The sequence below is a fragment of the Azonexus sp. MM2026_4 genome (assembly GCF_055901855.1).
The window spans coordinates 4,532,901-4,550,216 of the sequence record NZ_CM148380.1; the positions used below are offsets into that span (position 1 = coordinate 4,532,901).

At 65.5% G+C, this 17,316-nt stretch carries 11 protein-coding genes; 4 read left to right on the forward strand and 7 right to left on the reverse strand.

All coding sequences use genetic code 11. The annotated features are described in order from the left end of the window. Positions 1-44 precede the first annotated feature (44 nt). The 5 genes from AC0KWY_RS21410 to AC0KWY_RS21430 form a co-directional block, all read right to left on the reverse strand. A complete protein-coding gene (locus AC0KWY_RS21410; protein WP_474027519.1) occupies positions 45-3,380 on the reverse strand; it encodes a hypothetical protein in 3,336 nt (1,111 codons plus the stop codon). Between the two features lie 15 nt (positions 3,381-3,395). Next, positions 3,396-4,058 carry a hypothetical protein gene (locus tag AC0KWY_RS21415; RefSeq protein WP_474027520.1) on the reverse strand — a complete coding sequence of 221 codons (663 nt, stop codon included), beginning with the start codon at positions 4,056-4,058 and terminating at the stop codon, positions 3,396-3,398. A 145-nt stretch (positions 4,059-4,203) separates the two neighbouring features. Further along, positions 4,204-5,502, reverse strand: coding sequence for a hypothetical protein (locus tag AC0KWY_RS21420; RefSeq protein WP_474027521.1), 1,299 nt, complete (start codon positions 5,500-5,502; stop codon positions 4,204-4,206). A gap of 3 nt (positions 5,503-5,505) precedes the next feature. After that, positions 5,506-7,284 (reverse strand): hypothetical protein, encoded by a 1,779-nt coding sequence (locus AC0KWY_RS21425; protein WP_474027522.1) that lies wholly within the window; start codon positions 7,282-7,284, stop codon positions 5,506-5,508. Positions 7,285-7,488: 204 nt separating this feature from the next. Beyond that, the gene (locus AC0KWY_RS21430) at positions 7,489-7,902 is read right to left on the reverse strand and encodes a secondary thiamine-phosphate synthase enzyme YjbQ (RefSeq protein WP_474027523.1); all 414 of its coding nucleotides are present in this window, start codon (positions 7,900-7,902) and stop codon (positions 7,489-7,491) included. Positions 7,903-8,059: 157 nt separating this feature from the next. On the opposite strand from AC0KWY_RS21430, the gene AC0KWY_RS21435 reads away from it, so the two are divergent. From AC0KWY_RS21435 to AC0KWY_RS21445, 3 genes are read left to right on the forward strand one after another with little or no spacing between them, the layout of a single operon-like run. Beyond that, on the forward strand, positions 8,060-9,019 hold the full coding sequence (locus tag AC0KWY_RS21435) for a tRNA dihydrouridine synthase (protein ID WP_474027524.1): 960 nt from the start codon (positions 8,060-8,062) through the stop codon (positions 9,017-9,019). Between the two features lie 4 nt (positions 9,020-9,023). Beyond that, positions 9,024-9,689: a tRNA (guanine(46)-N(7))-methyltransferase TrmB gene (trmB, locus tag AC0KWY_RS21440; RefSeq protein WP_474027525.1), complete on the forward strand. Its 666-nt coding sequence runs from the start codon at positions 9,024-9,026 to the stop codon at positions 9,687-9,689. After that, the gene (locus tag AC0KWY_RS21445; protein ID WP_474027527.1) at positions 9,686-10,024 is read left to right on the forward strand and encodes a YkgJ family cysteine cluster protein; all 339 of its coding nucleotides are present in this window, start codon (positions 9,686-9,688) and stop codon (positions 10,022-10,024) included. Before trmB ends, AC0KWY_RS21445 begins: the two co-directional genes overlap by 4 nt. On the opposite strand, the gene AC0KWY_RS21450 is transcribed toward AC0KWY_RS21445, so the two are convergent. Both AC0KWY_RS21450 and tal read right to left on the reverse strand, forming a co-directional pair. Further along, complete coding sequence (locus AC0KWY_RS21450; RefSeq protein ID WP_474027528.1) at positions 9,976-13,206, reverse strand: ABC transporter substrate-binding protein; 3,231 nt, start codon at positions 13,204-13,206, stop codon at positions 9,976-9,978. The two genes, AC0KWY_RS21445 and AC0KWY_RS21450, sit on opposite strands and share 49 nt — an antisense overlap. A 9-nt stretch (positions 13,207-13,215) precedes the next feature. Continuing rightward, positions 13,216-14,253 carry a transaldolase gene (gene tal, locus AC0KWY_RS21455; RefSeq protein ID WP_474027529.1) on the reverse strand — a complete coding sequence of 346 codons (1,038 nt, stop codon included), beginning with the start codon at positions 14,251-14,253 and terminating at the stop codon, positions 13,216-13,218. Positions 14,254-14,586: 333 nt separating this feature from the next. Here tal and AC0KWY_RS21460 point away from each other — a divergent pair, with 333 nt between their 5' ends. Then, on the forward strand, positions 14,587-17,175 hold the full coding sequence (locus AC0KWY_RS21460) for a bifunctional aconitate hydratase 2/2-methylisocitrate dehydratase (protein WP_474027530.1): 2,589 nt from the start codon (positions 14,587-14,589) through the stop codon (positions 17,173-17,175). The last annotated feature ends 141 nt before the right edge of the window (positions 17,176-17,316 follow it).

Sequence of the window (17,316 nt, forward strand, 5' to 3'; positions counted from 1 at the left end):
CCGCGCTGGTTGCTTCGGCTCGATTTCCCGTTTCCGGCTAGCGGTCAGCGCAGCCATTGCTGTCCGCTGATTGTGCGCAGGATGCGTGCTTTACCGTCGACCAGGCCGACGACTTCGACGATCTGTGATTCTTCCTCGTGGTGCAGGCGCTGCCGGCTGTTGTCGCCGATGATCTTCACCGAGTAGCTGACCTGGGCCTGATCGTCACCGATGGGCTGAACCGAGAAGCCGCTGATCCGGTACTGGATGCGGTCGAAGACCTTGAACGAATTGATCAGTGTGTCCTCGACGTCGCGCGTATCGGCACCGTCTCCGCCGTGCCAGTCATTGGCAAGGAGGCCGAGAATGGTGCGGATGTCACCGCGGCCGTAGGCATCGACAAAGCTCTGATAGAGGGCCTGGATCTGCGCGTTGCTGATGCCGAAGGAAGCCAGGTAGGCGGCCAGTTTCGGTTGCAAAGCGCGGCCGCGATCAAGGGCGCTGCTCGCCGCCTGTTCGCCGCGCTGGACGTAGTAGCCCATGTATGAGCCAGGCTGCAGGCTGCGTTCCAGCTCTTGCTGCCACTCGCGGGCACGTTCGCGGCCTGCTGCGTTGGGCGGCTGGCGGAGCAGGGCGTCGATCAGGTCGAGCCAGGTCAGGTAGGAGCCGATCTGGTTGTCGCGGGTGCGCAGGTAGCCGATCCGCATCGAACCCAGATAGTGGGCCTCGCGGAAACGCTGCATGGCCTGGAAGATTGGCATCTCCGAAGTGATGTGGCCGTTGCTGGCGAGCGGCAGATAGATGTCGTTGGCCTTGCGGTTGATTTCGCCGAGAGCGCTTTCGCCACCGGCGGCGTCGTTGGTCGTGGCATAGGCGCGCGCCTGACCGGCCAGGCTGTCGAGCTGTGCAGCCCGCTTCGGGAAACCGTTCGCCACCTCCTGGCGGAAAGGCCCGATTTTGGCTTCATAGGCGTTCAACGCCGCTTCCATCTGCTCGAACAGGCTGCTGGCGTTGGGCCAGCCGGCCGGCAGATCCTGCGGGTCCGGTGGCGCCCAGTACCAGTGGTTGCTCGCCGGCCAGCGCGACTCCCAGGTGGTGATCTGGTTGAACAACTCATCTTCCTGCAGGTAGACGCTCTGTCCCGGGGCGATATCGTTGAGTTCGCTGCTGATCCTGGCGATCTGTCCGGACAGTTCGCGTTCGAGGCGCGCGTACTGGTTCCAGGCGCTCTGGTAATCGTTGAATCCCTGGGAGGCGTTGCGGTCGCGCTCGGCGTATTTTTTGCGCGTTTCGCGCAGGGTTTCCAGGGTGTAGCGGGGCTGGTCGGGGTCCGACGACCAGTAGTATTGGCGCGACATCTGCTTCAGCACGTGCTGCTCGATCGCTTCGTCGGTGTTGAGCGAAGCGGTGATGCGCTTGACCTTGTCGATTTCTTCGCGGGTAATGCCGTTCCATTCGAGCCAGAAACGACCGCTGGCGCCATAGTTGGTGATGCCGGCAGCGTAGAAACTCTGGTAAAGGTTGCCTTTCAGGGCCAGCAGTTCCTGCGCCTTGGGCAGCAGTTCCTCAGCCCGGCGCATGACCGGCTCGCCGCGTTGCGCCCGCTCCCAGTTTTCCTGGTGCGGCACCAGCATGGCCTTGGCTTCCTGTTCGCGGACTGCGGCGTACTGGCTGAACAGCACGCTGGACTGGTTGAGCGTGATGAACAGATCCAAGGCGTTCTCGCTGGGCAGCGAGTAGTCGTAGTAATACCACTGCAGCCCATCCCAGAGCGCGATGTTGGGTTCGATTTCCTTGGCGAAGCCATCGGCCTGACTGGCGTAACCGGAGAGGCGGCCGGATTGGGATTTGGCTGTATCGAACAGCAATTGCGCGTAGTCGCGGATTTTGCCGGCGCGTTCGCGCCATTCCCGGTAGCGCTCGGCGCTCCCCTTGAGCGGCCCGACCGGTGCTGTCGCCGGCCACAGGGAACCGAGCGAGTAGGTCGGGCTCCAGGCGCTCATCGCCAGGTAATAACCGCTGGTGCCGAGGTTGCGTATTGTTTCCTGGCGGCTTTCCAGTTTCAACTCCCAGGGATAGGCCCAGGTGATCTCGACGGTTTCCCGGCGAAAGGCATCGAAGCGGCGGTAAAACGTGGCACGTCGCTCACTCTCGGCTTTTTCCTCTTCGCCGAGTTTCTGTACCGGTTCGTAATAGCCGCTGCGCATCGCCTGCGATTCCTTTTCGCTGGCCTGGCGATAGTTGTCCGCTGCCTTGTACAGGCGATCCAGGGCCGCCCGGTACATGCTATTACGCGTTTCGGTGTCCTCGACACCGCGCAGCCGCTCTCTCAGTTCATTCCAGAAATAGTCGCTGGCCGCTGAGTAAGCGTCGGAAAACGGCTTCATCTGTTGGTAGTGGTAGGCATTGGCGTCGTAGCTGCTCTTGATGCCGACCAGACGGTAGGTGCCACCGTTGATCGTGCCGGATTTCAGGTTGTTCCAGGCGGTGCGGTATTCGCCGACAGCCGCGCCGTACTGCTTCGGCTCGCCTGGGTAGAGGTTGATGTTCTGGGTCGGTGGCGGTCCGGCGACATCGCGCGCCTTGTCCAGACTGTCGAGGAAGGCCTTGTTGCCTTGCAGGTTGCGGATGCGCGAATCGAGGTCGGCGATGCGCCGCTGCAGGGAGTCGATTTCCGCACTAATCGCTGGCACCACCTGGTCGATATCCTTGCGCGCCTCGACCAGCGCTGACTTGGCCGGGCCGATCCGTTCCTGGATGAAGGTGATTTTGCCGGTGACCACCGAATCCGACTTGGCGACCTGATCCGGCGTGTTCTGCCAGCGCTGCAGCCAGGTATTCTGGACCATGCCGCGGGTGACCAGTTGGTCAGCCACCTGTTCCGGCGTCATCCGCATCGCCTGGTCGAGCAGACGCAAGGCGGGGGCGATGCCGACCACGGAATCGGAAAGTTTCTTCACCTTGGCCGGTAGATGGCCGGCGTCCCACTTCTTGTAGGCATCGACCGCCCGGTCGTTGATGAAGTTGGCGGTGGCGATTGCAATGCTGCTGCCGGGGTTGACCTTGGTGATGGTGTCATTGGCAACGCCGATTACGCCGACGAAGGCATTCCATAACTGGAAGCCGCGCAGCCGGGTTTCCAGGCTGACCAGGTCGCGGTAGGACTCGGCGAGTTTCTCGCGCGCCTCAGCCAGTTCTTTCGGCTTGCCGCGCAGTCCGCTGAGGATTTCGCTGAGCGCCTGTTTCTCTTCGGTCAGCTTGGCGATTTCCTCGTCCTCGGCGGCTGGCGCCGCCGTCACGGACAGGCAGAGGAGGGTGGTGGCAAGGAATTTCAGGAAACGCCGGCCGGCGTGCCGTGGCGAACTGGGGCCCGTACGGGCCAATACTGTCCTGGCGTTCATGGCGCCCCTCCCGGGTTACTGGTAGGTCTTGGGTGCTGGTGGCGGCGAAGTCTTGGCTTCGATGGCCTGCATCTGCAGGCGGTCTTCGAGACGTAGCAAATCACGGTTGCTTTCGCCAGCAAGGCGCGAAAGCTGTTTCTGCAGCGGCGGCAGGCAGGCGAGGACGGCTTCGCTTTCCCTGGCCAGCCAGCCAGCCACCAGCATGGCGCGTGCCAGTTCGAGGAACCGCAGGTCGCGGCTCTCTTGCAGTAGACGGTGGTTTTCGGGGTTTTCGCTGCGCAGCCTGGTGTCGATCGCGGCGGCGTCGAGCCCCTTGGTCTGCAGCAGGCGCTGGCTGGTGGCACGGCAGTCGCGCAGGGCGGCGGTGTCTAGGTTGACCGCGCCGGGCGTGGCTGCTGCTTGCTTCGCCAGTTGGTCGAGGGCGGCGAAATAGGCATCGGTCGGCATGCCCAGCGAGACCATCTGCTGCGCTTCACCCACCGAGCGGCTGGAGGGTAGCGCCAGCGGCACGCCGTTGAGTGCCGCCACCGCACGGTTCATCGCCAGCAAGGCCTGACTGGCGGAAACATTCAAGGCATTCAGGGTTTCCCGCTGCTTGGCGACGGCCGCTGGCGTCGTATTGTCGGCCGCCGGTTCGGCGGCGCCGCAGAGGCTGGCAACGCCAAGGATCAGAAGCATTGAGACAAGTCGCGTTTTCATGACTTCATCCTTTCCCAGGGCATCCGGTGTGGCGGTTGATTCCGTGGCTGCCGGAAGCTTGTTGCCGGAAGGCGGTCGATGCGTCCGGGGCGGTTCGGCCCCGGACGGTTCGGCGTCTTTCCGCTTACTTGAAGTTCGGCGTATCGCTCAGCAGGTATTCGAATCGCCGCGAGACCTGTCCGTTCTGCGACGCCAGGCGGACCAGCGCATACTTGCCGCTGACCAGCTTCATGCCGATGACCTGGCCGACCTGCAGATGAACGAACTCCAGGCCGGGCGTCAGCGCGCCGGGGTTGATCGCCGGCGGCTGGCTCAGGCTGAAGCTGCCGAGGACGGCTGCCGCTTCGACCTCGTTGCCGAGGAACATCTCGAAGAAACCGCCGAAGGCGAAGTCGCCGCCGGGCTGGACGTTGTTGACCTTGGCACCGGTGCGGAACGAGTAGCCCTGGCCCATGTTCAGTTCGACGTTGCCGCTGTCGACTCGGCCGGAACCGCCTGTGGAATCGGTGGTTTGCCCCTGCTTCTGGGTGGATACCTCGCCGGTCTTCTCGTTGACCGTCAGGACCGGCCGACCGACCGCTTCGCCGGTGACGTAGGTGGCGACGTTGGACGGGTCGGAGACACCGAAGATCAGCGGGGCCGCGAGTTCCTGCAGCTTGTAGCCGTCGCCGTCGCGGATCAGGGTGACCGAGGTCATCGCCTGGTCGGTGAGCATCTGGCCGCTGCGTACCGAACGGACCTGGCGCCGGAAGTTGAAGTAGATCGTCCACCGGTTGTCGCTGGCCGCCATGCGTTGGATCGTCGGCTCGATGCGGATCGAGTCGAAGAAGCGGAAGTCGTTGCCGATGGCGCTGTCGAGTGCCGTCTCGTTGCCGAGGAATTCACGCGATACCAGGCCCATGAAGCCGCTGCGGTCGCGCGCCATGTAGCGGTCGAGCAATTGCTGGAAGGCGGCCTTGGCCAGTGCCCGGTTGTCTTCCTTGACCACCTTGAACTCGAAGGCGTGTTCGGCCTCGTCGCTCGACTGACCGGTGGTCGACAGGGCGCGGATCTTGAAGCGGTAGGCGCGTTCGATTTCGGGAACGAATTCGAAGGCGAACAGGCCGCGTTCGCCGACCGGGATCGCCGTCCAGTTGGCGCCGTCGTCGAGGCTGGCCTCGACCCGGCCGATCTTGCCCTGGCCGACCTCGGCCCGGCCGCGGACGGCGATCTTGCGCTGGTCGAGGTCTTCCGGCGAGAACTGCAGGCTGCGGTTGACGCGTAGCGCGCTGACGTTGTTGAACAGCAGGTCGGAGAACACCGGCTGCCCGGAATCGCTGCCGAAACGCCACCACTGGGCGGTGGCGGACTGGGCGATGGCGAGCAGCAGGAGGGCAAGGATGCCGTGCAGGAACTGGCGGTAGCGATTGACGGACGGGGTCATGGTTTATTTCTCCAGCGAGAACGGGATGTCCAGCATCACGCGGACATAGCGCTCCCGGTAATCCTTGGTGTTGTCGCTGAAATTGTAGTGAGCCTTGCCGGCTTCGGCGCGGATGCTGCTGCCCGGGAACTGACCGGGGCGATAGGCGACGCTCACGCCATAGCGCAGCAGGCTGTTGTCGTTGTCGATCCCGGTGCCGTTGTTGACGTTGCGCTGTTCGAAATTCATCGCATAGGTCAGGTTGCCGGGGGCGACCAGGCGGAGGTCGAGCAGGGCGCCGTCGGTGAGGACCGACTTGCCGGTCAGCGGGTCCTGGATGATCTGATGTTCCAGCGTCAGGTAGGGGCGGAAGTCGTAGCGCCCTTCGTCGAACATGTGCCGGGAATCGATGGCAAAGCGGTACAGGAAATCGTCGGTGTCGGTACGGCCGTTGGTGGTGTCCTTGCGCTTGTTGAGCAGGGCTTCCACTTCGCCGCGTACCGAGACTTCCTGGAAGCGGTCGCTCATGCTGACGTAGAGGCGGTCGGAGATGTTGCGGTCGTACTGCGGCGCTTCGGTCTTCACCTGGCGCTGGCGCAGCGAGGTGGTCAGCGTCAGGTTGCGGCGGTCGAACAGGCCGCGCGCGGTGACGCCGGCTTCCGGGATATGGGTGCGCGTCGTCGCGCCGATCTGGTCGTCGAGATTGTTGCGGTACCAGTCGTCGGCGAGGAAGACGCTCCACGTCTTGTTGAGGCGGTAATCGCCGCGCAGGTAGTAGCGCAGGCGGTCGATGGCGGCGCCGCCACCCAAGGTGACGAAGTCGGAGGAGACGCGTTCGGTGCGCATGCGCCAGCGCAGGTCACCGAGGCTGCCGTCGGCGTTGATGCGATGCGCGGTACCGACCATGTCGTGATTGACGCCGGCGGCGGTCTGCTTGCGGGTGTCGGCCTGGGCATGCTCGCCGCTCAGGCGGACGCCGCTGTCGGTGCGGTATTCCCAGTCGAAGGCCGGCAGCACCTGGCGGTAGGTATCCTCGATGGTGCGTACCGAGGCGTTGTCGTGGTCGGACGCGGACACCAGGTTGAGGCCGACCCGGTAGTTGTCGCCGGCGTTCTGGGCGCGCAGGCCGACGACATCGCGCTGGATGGTTTCGTTGTGCGGTTCGCCGAACAGGTGATCCCAGCGCGGCGCCATGGTGCCGGCGACGACGCGCAGGTAGGTCGATTCGCCGAAGTTGCGCTGGTAGCCGAGGCCCTTGATCGCCTGGTTCAGCGAATACTGCGACAGCGTCGCGTAGTAGTCGCCCAGCGTCAGGTGATTGACCTGGTCGCGGGCGATGAACTGCACGCGCTGCAGACTCCAGACGGCGGGATCATGGCGCTTGCTGTCGGTGTAGCGGACGACGGCATTGAACTCGGTCTTCAGTTCCTCGCCGATCGGCTGGCGGGCGGTGAATTCAACATCGTGCAGCCAATGCGAACCTTGCTCGTAAAAGCTGCTGGCCCGGCCCGGGCCACTGATCCGGTAATCCTCGAACATGCTGCGCACGGTGACGTCGAGGGATTTTTCCGGCAGGCCGCTGTCGTACTGGAAATTGCCGAATACCGGCTTTTTCTCGATTTGCGGGCCGTTCAGCGTCTCCGGAGGCGACAGTGGAACGATGATGCCCGGGCTGGCGGCGCTGGCCGACGATGCCTTGGGTTGCAGTGTCGGCACCGGCGCGCTTTCCTGAGCGGAAGCGTGGCCGGTCGGCCAGGAATTGAGGGCGCAGATCACCCCGGCTGCGATTAGAGTGTGTTTCATCGTGCAACTCTTTTTTGTTGTGTGCTGAGCGGGCTCTCCTCCCGGTTCGCACTCTGGAACGATCTCTTTGATGAGCGACTGTAACAAATATTAACATTCCTTAACATTCGTTGGTCGCGCGAGACGTCACAGGAAGTGCTCAAAAAATGAACACTGTTGTTTTGACGATGCAGTGTGGGGCGCCCCAGGGCCGGGGCGTGCCGGTCAGCCGAGCACGCTGACGACGATCTCGCGCTGGTGCGCCTGAGCGCGGTGTTCCCAGAGGTAGATGCCTTGCAGTCTGCCGAGCAGGAGGCGGCCGTTGGCGCAGGGGATGTTGAGCGAGACGCCGGTGAGTACACTTCGGGCCAGCGAGGCCATGTCGTCCTGGCCTTCGGTGTCGCGCCGATAGGCCGGGTCACCGTCGGGGGCCCAGCGTTTGGCGAGGGTTTCCAGATCGCCGCGAATGTCGGCGTCGGCCTTTTCGGTGATGGTCAGCGAGCAGGAAGTGTGACGCACGAAAATATTGACGAGACCGCTGGGAACGCCCGATGTGGCGACGATATGTGCAATTTCGCCGGTGATTTCCGTCATCATGCGCGGTAGTGTTTCGACAAGAATGCTTTTCTGATGTTTCATTGCCTGGTCTCACGCGGCAGGAGTTCGAGAGGAAAGCCAAGAATGCGGGCAGTGCGGTCGGCGCCGTAAACGGCCGTTTGGCATTATCGCGGCTCGCACGGCATTGCGCAATCCGCGATAATGCGCGCCATTTCAAGTATTTGCCGAAAGGTTGCGGATGTCACGAATCGCACTTGCCCCGATGGAAGGCCTCGCCGATCCGCTGATGCGCGACGTGCTGACGGCGGTGGGCGGCTACGACTGGGGCATTTGCGAGTTCGTCCGGGTGACCGAGAGCGTGCTGCCCAACCGGACTTTCCTGCGTACCTGCCCGGAGCTGAAGAACGGCAGCCGGACGCCGGCCGGGACGCCGATGCGCGTCCAGTTGCTGGGGTCGGACCCGCATTTCATGGCCGGCAACGCGCGGCGCCTGGTCAAGCACCGGCCGGCCGGGGTCGACATCAACTTCGGTTGTCCGGCGCCGACCGTCTTCCGCCATCGCGGCGGTTCGGCGCTGCTCGGCGAGCCGCAGTTGCTGCACGACATCGTCGCCGCGGTGCGCGCCGAGGTGCCGACGGCCATTCCCTTCACCGCCAAGATGCGGCTCGGCATCGACGACACCTGCCTGGCGGTCGATTGCGCGCAGGCGATCGAAGCCGGTGGCGCCGACGCGCTGATCGTGCACGGCCGGACCAAAGCCGACGGCTACCGGCCGCCGGCGCGCTGGGCGCAGATCGACCGGGTGCGCGCGGCGATCGACATCCCGGTGATCGCCAACGGCGAGGTGTGGACCGTCGACGACTGGCGACGCATCCGCGAAGAAAGCGGCTGCGCCGACGTCATGATCGGGCGCGGTGCGCTGGCCGATCCCTTCCTTGCCCGACGCATCCGTGGCGAGGCGGTGGGCGGCTGGGACGAACTGCGGCCGTGGCTGGAGATGTTCTGGCGTGGCGTGCGCGAGCGCGTGCTGCCGGTGCACGCCGGCGGCCGCCTGAAGCAGTGGCTGATGCTGCTGCGCCGCCATTACCCGCCGGCCGAGGCGCTCTACCAGCAATTGCGGCCGGTCAAGGCGGCCGAGGACATCGACCGCCTGCTGCTCGCTGCCGGCATTCTCGGCGAACTGCCGCTGGCCGCCTGACGCCATGGACGGCAACTCGCGCTTCATCGCCAGCGCCCAGGACGGCCCGCACGCCGACCTGGAAGTGCTGCTGCGCCGTCACCTGGCACAGCCTTTCCGCAAGCCGCTGCTCGATTACAACCGTGCCGCCTGCGACCGGGCGCTCGCCGCGCACGCCGCCTGGAACCCGGCGGCGCCGTTGATCCTCGATGCCGGCTGCGGCGTCGGCTGGAGCACGCTACGCTTGGCGGCCGCCTTTCCCGACCATTTCGTGATCGGCGTCGACCAGTCGAGTGACCGCCTGGAGCGCGGCAAACCCTTGCCGCTACCGGCCAACGCGCTGTTGCTGCGCGCCGACCTGGTCGATTTCTGGCGCCTGCTCGCCGAGCGCGGCGTTCGCCTGGCCCGCCATTACAACCTCTATCCGAATCCCTGGCCGAAGATCGGCCACCTCGCCCGGCGCTGGCACGGCCACGCCGTCTTCCCGGTCTGGCGCGAGCTGGGCGGCATCGTCGAATGCCGCAGCAACTGGCGCATCTACATCGAGGAAATGGCGCTGGCACTGGGCTGGCTGGGCGATTGCGCGGTGGCGGCCGAGCCCTATGTCACGGACGATCCCTTGACGCCGTTCGAGAAGAAATACCTCGCTTCCGGCCATGAGTTATGGCGCTGCCGGGCGGATCTGGGATGAGCGTCTGCCAGACCTGCGGCGCCTGCTGCGCCAGCCTGCGCGTCGATTTCCATCCGGCCGAGCTGGCCGGCGGCGCCTACGCCTGGGCGGACGGCGTGCCGTTGGCGATGACGGTGCCGGTGACGGCGAAGATCGTCCGCCTGCGCGGCACCGACGCCGCGCCGCCGCGCTGCGTCGCGCTGGCGGGCGAGGTCGGCGTTGCCGTGCGGTGCACGATCTACGAGGCGCGGCCGTCGCCCTGCCGCGAATTCGATGTCGAACACGCGGCCTGCGCCCGGGCGCGCCGTCAGTGCGGCTTGTCGCCCCTTTCGGCGGCGACCGACAGCCAGCGGTAGAGCGTCGCGAACAGGCGCTCCGGGTCGACCGGCTTGGTGATGTGGTCGTCCATGCCGGCGTCCAGGCAGCGTTGGCGGTCCTCGCTGAAGGCGTTGGCGGTCAGCGCGATGATCGGCAGTTCGCTGCCGCCGGGCTGGGCGCGGATCGCCTGGCTGGCGGCAACGCCGTCGATGCCGGGCATCTGGATGTCCATCAGGATCAGCGCGTAGTCGTTGCTGGCGGCCATGGCGACCGCCGTTTCGCCATTGTTCGCGGTGTCCACGAGCAGCCCGGCGTCGCCCAGCAGTTCGCGGAACACCTCGCGGTTCACCGGTTCGTCCTCGGCGAGCAGGATGCGTTTGCCGGCGAAGCGGCGCTCCAGCGCGGCCACGGCATCGAGCGTGGTGTTGCGGGGCAGCGGCAGGGTCGCCTCGCCGCCGCCCAGCCGGGCCTCGAACCAGAAGCGGCTGCCGCGGCCGGGCTGGCTGTCGAGGCCGATGCGGCCGTCCATCATTTCCACCAGCCGCTTGCAGATCGCCAGCCCGAGGCCGGAACCGCCGTAGCGGCGGGTCATCGAGCCGTCGGCCTGGACGAAGGGCTCGAACAGGCGCTGCTGGATTTCCGGCGTGACGCCGATCCCGGTGTCCTCGACCGAACAGTGCAGGACGAGATGCGGGGCCTCGCCAGTCAGCGCGAGGTGGACGGTGACGCCGCCGCAGTCGGTGAACTTGATCGCGTTGATGCACAGGTTGAGCAGCACCTGCTTGAGCCGGTGCGGGTCGCCGCTGACCTGGGTGCGGGCGAGCGTTTCCGGGACTTCGAAGACCAGGTAGAGGCCCTTTTCGGCGGCCAGGTGTTCGAGCAGGCGCTGCACCGGGGCGACGATCTCGTTCAACTGGAAGGGAATGTGCTCCAGCGTCAGACGGTCGGCCTCGATGCGCGACAGGTCGAGGATGTCGTTGATCACCGCCAGCAGGTGGCGGGCGGCGTCGGCGACCTTGCCCAGTTGATCCCTCTGCTTGGCGTCGCTGGCGCGGCGCAGCGCCAGGTCGGTCATGCCGAGGATGGCGTTCATCGGCGTCCGCAGCTCGTGGCTCATCGTCGCCAGGAAGGTGCTTTTCGCCCGGCTTGCCGCTTCCGCCGCTTCCTTGGCGACCGACAGCGCCACCGTGCGTTCTTCGACGCGTTGTTCCAGTTCGGCCTGGTGGCGGGCGAGCGCCGCCTCGTTGCGGCGTCGTTCGGAAATGTCGCGGGTGATGCCGAGGATGCGTACCGGCTGGCCGTGGTCGTCGAGCAGCAGGGTGGTGACGACTTCGGTCGGGACGATGCTGCCGTCGCGGTGCGGCTGGTCAACTTCCATCGTCCGCGCATGCGGGCCGGGGGCGCCGCTGGCAACAGCGGCCATCGTTTCGCCCAGTGCCTGCTCGACGCGCGCCGCCGATTCCGGGGTCAGCGCGGCGCTCATCGGCTGCGCCATGATTTCCTCGGCGCTCCAGCCGCGCAGGCGCTGCACCGAGGGGCTGATGTAGCTGAAGCGCAGGCTCGGCAGTTCGAGTAGCCAGATGACGTCGTTGGCGTTTTCCGAGATCAGCCGGTAACGGCTTTCGGCGAGCCGCAGCGCTTCGTCGGAGCGGCTGCGTTCGACCGCCAGTTCGGCCAGTTGCGCGTAGCCTTCGATCAGCGCGATGTCGCGTTGATCCGGCGTGGCGGGCTGCCGGTGGTAAAGCGCGAAGGTGCCGCGGACCTTGCCGGTGCGCCCGTGGAAAGGTTGCGACCAGCAGGCGCGCAAGCCGGCGCGCGCCGCCAGCGGCCGGTAATCGGTCCAGTAGGGATGGCGTTCGATGTCGTTGACGATCACCCGTTCGTCGCGCCAGGCGGCGGTGCCGCAAGAGCCGACGCCGTCGCCGATGGCGGCGCCGTCGATCGCCTGGTTGTAGAAATCGGGCAGGCTGGGCGCCGAGCCGTGGCGCAGGTGGCTGCCGTCGGCGTCGAGCAGGAGGATCGAGCAGAGTACGCCGGGGCGTTGCGCCTCGACCTCGCGGGTCAGGCTGTCGAGCACTTCGCCGAGCGGTGCGCCATGGTTGAGCTGTTGCAGCACCCGGTTCTGCAGCGCCAGTTCCTGGCTGCGTTCGGCCAGCTGGCGCTGGCTCTGGCGCAGTTGCCGGTTGAGCCGGCGCATGTTGAGGGCGATGCCGGAAAGGGCGGCGACCGCGAGCAGGGCGGCGATCAGCGGCAGCAGCAGGCGTTTCCAGGCGTCGTCCGACGCGTCGGCGGGCAGGAAACCGGCCAGCGGAAAGTTGACCGGCAGCATGCCGAGTTCGGCGTAGATGCTGGCAATGTGGTGCCAGCGACCGGGATTCATGTAGCCGACCGGCACCAGGTCGGCGCGCACCAGCGGCGCCGTCTGCGCGGCTTCGAATTCGAGGTGTTCGCGGCTCAGGCGCTCGGGATAGCGGTCGCGGATCAGGGCGATGATTTCGTCCGGATGGGCCAGCGCGTATTCCCAACCGCGCAGGCTGGCCTGCACGAAGGCGCGTGTCCGTTCGGGGCGTTCGCGTAGTTCGCGCTCGCTGGTGAACAGCACGTCGCCGTAGAAGTCGATGCCGGTCGAGCGCGGCGTCAGCAGCAGGTAGGGGAAATTCCGCTGTTGCAGCAGGAAGGGTTCGAAGGTCTGGTAGGCCGACATGGCGTCGGTGTGGCCTTCGATCAGGTCTTCGACATTGAAGCTGTGCTTGAGCCGGTTCAGCTTCTCCGGCCTGAGACCTTCGTATTTCAGGTAGGCCGTCAGTTCGTCGGACTGGCCTTCGAGCATCAGCCGCTTGCCGGCCAGGTCATGGATGCTTTCCAGGTCGCTGCCGCGGCGGGCGACGATCGCCACCGGCGAGTGCTGGAAGATGGCAGCCAGCGCCACCACCGGTTTGCCGGCATGGCGTTCGAGGATCAGGTTGCTGCCGCCGACCCCGAATTGCGCTTCGCCGGCCATCACCCGGCCGACGACGTCGGTCTCCGGCGCCGCTTCGTCAAAGCGCACCTCGATCCCGGCGTCGCGGTAATAGCCCTTGGCGTCCGCCGCGTAATAGCCGGCGAACTGGAAGGCGTGCGTCCATTTCAGTTGCAGGGTCAGCGTTTCGCCGGCCTGGGCGGTGAACGTCGCCACCAGCAGCAGGCCGGCAAGCGCCGGGCGGAAGAGCCGGAAGGCCACGCGCCGCCTTCAGCGCACCAGGTCGAGCAGCTTGCCGAAGGCCTCGGCGAACTGCTTGAGGCCAGCCGCCTGCAATTCTTCGCCGACCGCGTCGAGGTCGATACCGAGCGCCGCCACGCCGGCCAGTTGCGCCGCCGTGCCGGCCGGGTCGGCGGCCAGCGTCGCGGCAGCGTCGCCGTGGTCGCGGAAGGCCACCAGCGTCGCGTCCGGCACGGTGTTGACGGTGCCGTCACCGATCAGTTGCTCGACGTAGGTGACGTCGCGGTAGGCCGGGTTCTTGGTCGAGGTCGATGCCCACAGCAGCATCTGCTGGCGGGCGTTGCCGGGCAGTGCGGGCAGCGCCTGCCAGTCGGCGTAGGCCTGGCGGGCCATGGCGATCGCCGTGCGGCCCTGCAGTTGCGACGGCAATTTGGGGTCGAGCAGGCTGTCCAGGCGGCTGATGAAGATGCTGGCCACCGAGGCGATGCGGTCGACCGGCAGGCCGGCGGCAAAGCGCCGCTCGATGCCGGCGCGGTAGGCGGCCTGGACATCGGCGAGCTGGCCGGGGGAGAAGATCAGCGTCACATTGACGTTGATGCCGGCGGCGATGCTGTCGGCGATCGCCAGCATGCCGGCCGGGGTTGCCGGGATCTTGATCATCGCGTTCGGGCGGTCGATCTCCGCCCACAGGCGGCGGGCGGCGGCGGCGGTGCCGGCGGCGTCGTCGGCCAGACTGGGCGAGACCTCGAAACTGACGAAGCCGGCGCGGCCGTCGCTGCTTTCATGCAAGGGCGCGAACAGGTCGCAGGCCTTCTGCACGTCGGGCAGGGCGAGTGTTTCAAAACGGCGTTCGGCGTCGAGCGGGCTGTCCTTGAGCGCGGCGACGGCGCTCTGGTAGGCCGGGTCCGTGCGGATCGCGTTGTAGAAGATGGCCGGGTTCGAGGTGACGCCGGCTACCGCGTCGTCGGCGATCCAGCGGGCCAGCTCGCCGGTTTCGAGCAGTTGGCGGGAGAGGTTGTCGAGCCAGACCTGCTGGCCCAGGCGGGAGATCGCGGCGATGCGGGACATGGGATTTCTGGGGTATCGTGGAAAAGTCCTCAGTCTAGCAGCCTGTGGACGGAAGCGCATTTATCCCCGTTCGGGTCGGACAAGGCTGTGGATAAGCTCGGGATAGCGGCGGCAAATGACTGAGCCGCAAGGAACTTGAGGCTGCCGCCTGTTTTTTGAGCGAATTCGTCGTTGCACTGCAGCAGGGCAGTGGCGGAGCGGTGAACTAACATATAAAATATATAAGACCTGCGGGTGCCGGCGGGGAAGGTTCATCAGAACCATCAGGCCGTCGCCGTTGTCGTAAAATTCGTCCTTTACCCCTAGAGCAACCCTTTACGAAAGGAAGTCGCCGTGCTTGAAGCCTATCGCGCCCACGTAGCAGAGCGTGCAGCCCTCGGTATCCCGCCGCTGCCCCTGTCCAAGCAACAGACCACCGAGCTGGTCGCCCTGCTGAAGAATCCGCCGGCTGGCGAAGAAGCCGCCCTGGTCGAGCTGATCACCTACCGCGTGCCGGCCGGTGTCGATGACGCCGCCAAGGTCAAGGCCGAGTTCCTGGCCAAGGTCGCCAAGGGCGAAGAAGCCTGTGCCCTGATTTCCCGCGAAAAGGCTGCCGAGCTGCTCGGCACCATGCTCGGCGGTTACAACGTCAAGCCGCTGATCGACCTGCTCGCCTGCCCGACCTGCGGCGCCGTCGCCGCCGAAGGACTGAAGAAGACCCTGCTGGTTTTCGACTTCTTCCACGATGTCGCCGAACTGGCCAAGGGCGGCAACGCCAATGCCCAGGCCGTCATGCAGTCGTGGGCCGACGCCGAATGGTTCACCTCGCGTCCGGCCGTGCCGGCCTCGCAGAAGCTGACCGTCTTCAAGGTCACCGGCGAAACCAATACCGACGACCTGTCGCCCGCCCCGGATGCCTGGTCGCGTCCCGACATCCCGCTGCACGCGCTGGCCATGCTGAAGAACCCGCGTCCGGGTATCGAAGCCGACGAGCCGGGCTCGCGCGGCCCGATCAAGCAACTGGAAAAGCTGGCTGCCAAGGGCAACCTGATCGCCTACGTCGGTGACGTGGTCGGTACCGGTTCCTCCCGCAAGTCCGCCACCAACTCGGTGCTGTGGTTCACCGGCGAAGACATCCCCTTCGTCCCGAACAAGCGTTTCGGCGGCGTCTGCCTGGGTTCCAAGATCGCCCCGATCTTCTTCAACACGATGGAAGATGCCGGCGCGCTGCCGATTGAAATCGACGCCGGCCAGATGGACATGGGCGACGAGATCGAACTGAAGGTCGACGAAGCCACCGGCAAGGTCACCGCCGTCAAGAACGGTGCCGTGATCGCCGAATCGCAACTGAAGACCCTGGTCATCCTCGACGAAGTCCGCGCTGGCGGCCGTATCCCCCTGATCATCGGGCGTGGCCTGACCACCAAGGCGCGTGAATTCCTCGGCCTGCCGCAATCGACGCTGTTCCGCCTGCCGCAAAACCCGGCCGACGACGGCAAGGGTTACTCGCTGGCCCAGAAGATGGTCGGCAAGGCCTGTGGCGTGACCGGCATCCTGCCGGGCACCTACTGCGAGCCGAAGATGACCACCGTCGGTTCGCAAGACACCACCGGCCCGATGACCCGCGACGAACTCAAGGACCTGGCCTGTCTCGGCTTCTCCGCCGATTTGGTCATGCAGTCCTTCTGCCACACCGCCGCCTATCCGAAGCTGGTCGACGTGCGCATGCACCGCGAACTGCCGTCCTTCATCAGCACCCGCGGCGGCGTTGCGCTGCGTCCGGGCGACGGCGTCATCCACTCCTGGCTGAACCGCCTGCTGCTGCCGGATACCGTCGGCACCGGCGGTGACTCGCACACCCGTTTCCCGATCGGCATCTCCTTCCCGGCCGGTTCCGGCCTGGTCGCCTTTGCCGCCGCCACCGGCGTCATGCCGCTGGACATGCCGGAATCCGTGCTGGTCCGCTTCAAGGGCAAGATGCAGGAAGGCATCACCCTGCGCGACCTGGTCAACGCCATTCCGCTGTACGCCATCAAGGCTGGCCTCTTGACTGTCGAGAAGAAGGGCAAGAAGAACGTCTTCTCCGGTCGCATCCTGGAAATCGAAGGTCTGCCGGATCTCAAGGTTGAACAAGCCTTCGAACTCTCCGACGCCGCCGCCGAGCGTTCCGCTGCCGCCTGCGCGATCGCCCTGAACAAGGAACCGATCGTCGAGTACATGCGTTCGAACATCACCCTGATGAAGTGGATGATCGCCGAAGGCTACTCGGATGCCCGCACCCTGAAGCGCCGCATCAACGCCATGGAAGACTGGATCGCCAACGGCACGCTGCTCAAGGCTGACGCCAACGCCCAGTACGCCGCGGTCATCGAAATCGACCTGGCTGAAGTCACCGAGCCGATCCTGGCCTGCCCGAACGATCCGGACGACGTCAAGGTCCTGTCCGAAGTCGCCGGCGCCAAGATCGATGAAGTCTTCATCGGCTCCTGCATGACCAACATTGGCCACTTCCGTGCCGCCGGCAAGGTGCTCGAAGGCAAGTCGGACATCCCGACGCGTCTGTGGATTGCTCCGCCGACCAAGATGGATGCGCTGATCCTGACCGAAGAAGGCTACTACGGTGTCCTCGGCAAGTCCGGCGCCCGCATGGAAATGCCGGGCTGCTCGCTGTGTATGGGCAACCAGGCACAGATCCGCAAGGGCTCCACCGCGATCTCCACCTCCACCCGCAACTTCCCGAACCGCCTCGGTATCGACACCCAGGTTTATCTCGGTTCTGCCGAACTGGCCGCCATGTGTGCCCTGGCTGGCCGCATCGTGACGGTTCCGGAATACATGGAGCAGATCAAGCTGGTGAACGCCAAGGCCGGTGAAGTCTACCGCTACATGAACTTCGACCAGATTCCGGAGTTTGTGGAACAGGCGGCTACGGTCGAGATGTAAGGTGTGAAAATCGACCGGTTTTGCCGGTCGAGCGTAGCTAGATGAAAAAGCCCCCGTCGGGAAACCGGCGGGGGCTTTTTTCCGGGCCAGTAAACGGCAAGAATTCTGAGCGAGGCGACATTGCCACAGCGCCTGGCCCCG